This window comes from Micromonospora foliorum (assembly GCF_022229015.1).
GTDB classification, from domain to species: domain Bacteria; phylum Actinomycetota; class Actinomycetes; order Mycobacteriales; family Micromonosporaceae; genus Micromonospora; species Micromonospora foliorum.
The window spans coordinates 1-4,271 of sequence record NZ_JAKKFF010000330.1 but is presented as its reverse complement, the minus strand read 5'-3'; the positions used below and the strand labels follow the sequence as shown (position 1 = coordinate 4,271).

Below are 4,271 nucleotides of genomic sequence, written 5' to 3'. Positions count from 1 at the left end.
CGGGCTGGCTGGGCAAGCCGCACGCCTGCTGGCAGCTGGCCACCCGGGCCGACCCGGACGCCACCGCGCTGGTCTTCGTCGACGCCGACGTGGTGCTCGCCCCGCACGCCGTGGCCGCCGCCGTCACCGAGTTGCGCGCCGCCGGGGTGACGCTGCTGTCGCCGTACCCCCGGATCGTGGTGGCGACGGCGGCCGACCGGTTGGTGCAGCCGCTGTTGCAGTGGCTCTGGCTGACCTTCCTGCCGCTGCGCGCGATGGAGCGCTCGCCGCGGCCGTCGCTGGCCGCGGCGGGCGGGCAGTTCCTGGTGGTGGACCGGGCCGGCTACACCACCGCCGGCGGGCACGCCGCGGTCGCCGACAAGATCCTGGAGGACGTCGAGCTGGCCCGGGCGGTCAAGCGGGCCGGCGGGCGGATCGCCCTGGCCGACGGCTCCCGGCTGGCCACCTGCCGGATGTACGACGACTGGCCGCAACTGCGCGACGGGTACTCGAAGTCGCTCTGGGCGTCGTTCGGGCACCCGGGCGCGGCGGCGGCCGTGGTGGTGGCACTGCTGCTGCTCTACACCGCCCCACCGCTGATCGCGCTGACGGTCGCCACGACGGCTCCCCGGGTGTCAATGGTGGCGCTCGCCGCGTATGTGCTCGGGGTGGCCGGACGGGTGCTCACCGCCCGCGCGACCGGTGGCCGGTGGTGGCCCGACGCGCTCGCACACCCCGTGTCGGTCGTGGTCCTCGGTTGGCTGACCCTGCGGTCGTACCATCTGCGAAAGCGACGCCGCCTGACCTGGCGGGGCCGCCCGGTCAGCTAGGGAGGACGCGGCATGGCGCGGATCGTGGTCGTCGGCGCCGGGGTGGGTGGCCTCGCCACCGCCGCCCGGCTGGCCGCTACCGGGCACCAGGTGACCGTCTTCGAGCGGGCCGACACGGTCGGCGGCAAGCTCGGCCGGTACGCGCACGACACCCCGGCCGGGTCGTTCCACTTCGACACCGGGCCAAGCCTGCTCACCCTGCCCGAGGTCTTCCACGACCTGTTCGAGGCGACCGGGGCGAAGCTCGACGAATATCTCGACCTGGTCCCGCTGGACCCGATCGTCCGGCACGTCTTTCCGGGCGGTGGCCCGACCCTGGACTCGTGCGCCGACCCGGTGGAGTTCACCTCCCGGATCGGGGCCGCCCTCGGTGACCGGGCGGCAGCCGACTGGCAGCGGCTGTGGCGCCGGGCGACACGCGTGTGGCAGGCCTCCTCGCGGGACATCCTGCGCCGTACCGTCGATTCTCCCCGCGACCTCGCGTCGCTGGCCTGGCGCGTCGGCGACCTGGCCGCCATCGCCCCGGGCCGCAGTCTGCGCGGCCTGGGCCGCCGACACCTGTCCGACCCGCGGTTGCGGATGCTGCTGGACCGGTACGCCACCTACACCGGCGCCGACCCACGTCGGGCACCGGCGGCGCTGGTCGCGGTCCCCTACGCCGAGCTGGCCTTCGGCGGCTGGTACCTGCGCGGCGGGCTGGGCACGCTCGCCGACGCGCTGCTGACCCGCTGCCTGGACCTCGGCGTGGTCGTGCAGACCGACGCCACGGTCACCCGGATCGACGCCACCGGCGGCCGGGTGCACGGGGTACGCCTCGCCGGTGTCACCGCCCCGGTGCCCGCCGACGTGGTGGTGGCCAACGTGGACGCGCTCACCGTCTACCGTGACCTGCTGCCACACCCGCGTCGGCTGGCCGGGCTGACCGACCGCAGCCTCGCCGGCTTCGTGCTGCTGCTCGGCGTCTCCGGCAGCACCGGGCTGGCCCACCACAACGTCTTCTTCCCGGACGACTACGACGCCGAGTTCGACGCGGTCTTCGGTGACCCCGGGCGCGGCGTACGGGCCCGGCCGGCGGCCGACCCGGCGGTGTTCGTCACCGTGGCCGACGACCCGATGGTCCGCCCGGCCGGACACGAGGCGTGGTTCGTGCTGGTCAACGCCGCCCGGCAGGGCACTGCGGCGGGCGCGGTCGACTGGCGACGCCCGGGGCTGGCCGACGCGTACGCCGACCGGATCCTGGACGTGCTCGCCCGACGCGGCGTGGACGTGCGCGACCGGCTGCTGTTCCGCGAGATCCGCACCCCCGCCGACCTGGACGTGGCGACCGGCGCGCCAGGTGGCTCGATCTACGGCACCGCCGGTGGGCTGCTCCGCCCGGCCAACCGGGGCCCGGCGAACGGGCTCTGGCTGGTGGGTGGCTCCACCCACCCGGGCGGCGGGTTGCCGATGGTGACCCTCTCCGCCCAGATCGTCGCCGACGAGATCGGCCCCGCCTGGTAGGCCCGTCAGCCGGCGCGTCTGTTCCGGCGCTTCCGGCGCGTCTGTTCCGGCGCTTCCGGCTGCGCCGCTCAGCCGGCGTCGAGCAGGGCTCGGCGGATGCTGGAGAGCAGTTGCCCCAGGCCGAAGCCGGCGAGTAGCACCCAGACCGCGGTCGCCATGGTGATGGTGCCGGCGGCCAGGTCCGGCTCGATCAGCCCGGCCAGCCCGGCGACCAGCAAGCCGGCCAGCGCCACCGAGACCCGGGTGGGGCGTTCGCCCACGGTCACCGCGCCGATCTCCCGCATACCGGCGGCGACCGCCCGCGCTCGGACGTACTCGTGCAACCAGGACAGCGCGCCGCCCGCGACGACAAGCGCACCCGGCGCGCCCACCAGCCAGAACGCCAGCAGCCACGCCACCTCACCGAGCCGGTCGGCGACCGAGTCGTAGACGTAGCCGAGCCGGGTGGTGCGACCGGTGGCGACCGCCACCGCACCGTCCACGCTGTCCGCCACGGCGGCGAGCAGCACGAACAGCGCGCCGAGGAACGGCCCGGTCCCCGGCCGGCCCACCAGCAGCGGTACGCAGAAGCAGAGCAGCACCCCGGCCACGGTGACCGCGGTGGGGCTGACCCGCAGCCGACCCAGCACATATCCGACGTGGTACGCGAATCGCAGCCAGGCGCGCACCACCGGCGCAGCGACCCGAGGGTCGAACCCGCCGTGCAACCGCGCCCACGCCGTGGCGTACTGATCCCAGTTCAGCTGTGTGCCCACCACGGATCAACCGTCGTGCCGGGCAACAGGTGTCGCAGGCACAGCGTTCACACGCGGGCGCCGGCCTTCAGGTTCTGCCAGACCTCGCGGGTCGCGGTGGACCGGTTGAGGGTGATGAAGTGGATTCCGGGCACGCCCTCGTCCAGCAGTCGGCGGCACATCTCGCTGGCCTGCTCGATGCCGAGCCGGCGGACGGCGTCCGGGTCGTCGGCGATGCGTTCGAAGCGGGCCGCCAACGCCGGTGGGAACGGCGCACCGGACAGCTGCACGGACCGCTCGATGGTGCTGAACTGGGTCACCGGCATCACGCCGGCCAGGATCGGGGTGTCACAGCCGGCAGCGGCCACCCGGTCCCGTAACCGCAGGTAGTCGTCGGCGTCGAAGAACATCTGGGTGACCGCGAACTCCGCGCCGGCCCGACACTTGCGGACGAACTGGGCGGTGTCGCTGGCCACGTCGGGCGAGCGGGGGTGCTTGTACGGGAAGGCCGCCACGCCGACGCTGAAGTCGCCGGCGTCGCGCACCAGCCGGACCAGGTCCTCGGCGTAGTCCACGCCCTCGGGGTGGCGGATCCACTCACCGCCAGGGTTGCCCGGGGGGTCACCACGAACCGCCAGCACGTTGCGCACCCCCACCCCGGCGAGCCGGCCGACCACGTGCCGCAGCTCGGCGACGGAGTGGTTGACAGCGGTCAGGTGGGCCATCGGCAGCAGGGTGGTTTCGGTGGCGACCCGCTCGGTCAACGCCACGGTGGTGTCCCGGGTCGAGCCGCCGGCGCCGTACGTGATCGACACGAACGACGGGCGCAGGGACTCCAGCTCGCGGATGGCCTGCCAGAGCAGCTGCTCCCCCGCGTCGGTCTTGGGCGGGAAGAACTCGAACGAGAAGGTCGGCTGGTGCTCACGGATGAGCTCCCCGATCGCCGGCTGCGGATTGGGGAGTGTCGAGGGAAGACCGAGCGCCACGACCCGACTCTAGCGGTCGATGGCGCCAGGACCCAGGCCCTTCCCACCCAGCGGCCGGTCCGGCCCGGTCCGCGCGACCCGGTGGGCCGTGCCGCCCGGGCGCACCGCGCGCCCGACCGGGTGGGCGGTGTCACCCCGAGCGCCCGACCCGGCGGGCGGTGTCGCCCCGCGCGCCCCGACCCGGTGGGCGGAAGGCGTCGTACCCGCGAGGTAGAACGGGGCGGTGCGGGAGGGGCGGCGGG

At 74.6% G+C, this 4,271-nt stretch carries 5 protein-coding genes; 2 read left to right on the top strand and 3 right to left on the bottom strand.

Annotated features, from left to right (window positions below; genetic code table 11):
• A partial coding sequence (locus PSH25_RS23060) for a glycosyltransferase family 2 protein (protein ID WP_238661056.1) occupies positions 1–809 on the top strand: 809 nt, incomplete at its 5' end.
• Positions 810–821: 12 nt separating this feature from the next.
• Entirely contained in the window at positions 822–2,309 is a 1,488-nt protein-coding gene (locus PSH25_RS23055; protein WP_238661055.1) for a phytoene desaturase family protein, read from the top strand.
• Positions 2,310–2,377: 68 nt separating this feature from the next.
• On the opposite strand, the gene PSH25_RS23050 is transcribed toward PSH25_RS23055, so the two are convergent.
• The 3 genes from PSH25_RS23050 to PSH25_RS23040 all read right to left on the bottom strand — a co-directional run.
• On the bottom strand, positions 2,378–3,067 hold the full coding sequence (locus PSH25_RS23050; protein WP_238661054.1) for a CDP-alcohol phosphatidyltransferase family protein: 690 nt from the start codon (positions 3,065–3,067) through the stop codon (positions 2,378–2,380).
• Between the two features lie 44 nt (positions 3,068–3,111).
• Positions 3,112–4,029: a methylenetetrahydrofolate reductase [NAD(P)H] gene (gene metF / locus PSH25_RS23045; RefSeq protein ID WP_238661053.1), complete on the bottom strand. Its 918-nt coding sequence runs from the start codon at positions 4,027–4,029 to the stop codon at positions 3,112–3,114.
• Between the two features lie 9 nt (positions 4,030–4,038).
• Positions 4,039–4,271: hypothetical protein (locus PSH25_RS23040; RefSeq protein ID WP_238661052.1), on the bottom strand; the 233-nt coding region annotated here is incomplete at its 5' end.